1 protein-coding gene is annotated in these 786 nt (G+C 64.8%); it reads right to left on the reverse strand.

Going from position 1 to position 786, the window contains the following annotated elements; all coding sequences use genetic code 11:
- The coding region (locus B879_RS24050; protein ID WP_040401588.1) for an MFS transporter at positions 1 to 786 on the reverse strand (786 nt) is incomplete at both ends.

The raw sequence follows: 786 nt of genomic DNA on the forward strand, positions 1-786 counted from the left end.
AGCACGGTGCTGGTCAACTGTGCGGAGGCCAACCCCAATCCCAGCCCGTAGAGCACCAAGAACCCCACCAGCGCCGGCATCGGTGCCCCGACACGCAGTACCAACACGAGGGCGGCGACTCCCAGAATTTCTAGCCCGAGCCCCAGCACCACCACCCGGTCTGCGCCCATGCGCGCGGCCAGACGCCGGGCCAGGGCGCCGGAAAGGAAGGCCCCGGCGGCCATGCCGGCCAGGATCAGCCCAGCACCCATGGGGTCGGCTCCCCACACATTGATCAGGTACAACGGGAGCACGAGCAGCAGTCCGAACTCGCCCATTGCCACCATGGCCGCCGTGGCGTTGCCCCAGGTAAACGTCGAATATGAGAAGAGTGAAAGGTCAAGCAGGGTGCTCTGCTTGTGCCGGGACCGGCGCAGCTCCCAACCAATGAATGCGGCCAGGGCCAGCAGAGACACGGCACCGAGGACGGGAATCGGTGACACCACGGCCTCTGCTGGCCACTGCCATGGGCCGATGTCCACCGTCCGGCGAGGGCTCAGCCAGCCCCAGCTGGGTCCCTCGATGAGTACGAAGGCCAGCAATCCGAATCCCAGTGCGCTGAACAAGACCCCCAGCACATCAAAGCCGCCCCGGGTGTTTGCGGTGGTAGTTTCCGGGACGAAACGACGGATTCCGAACAGGACCAACAATCCCAAGGGAAGATTAACCCAAAAAATCCAACGCCAGTCCAAGTAGGTGGTGAATGCGCCTCCGGCCAACGGCCCGATGGCCGCAGCCCCGGACATG

The organism is Cecembia lonarensis LW9 (genome assembly GCF_000298295.1).
Taxonomy (GTDB): Bacteria; Bacteroidota; Bacteroidia; order Cytophagales; family Cyclobacteriaceae; genus Cecembia; species Cecembia lonarensis.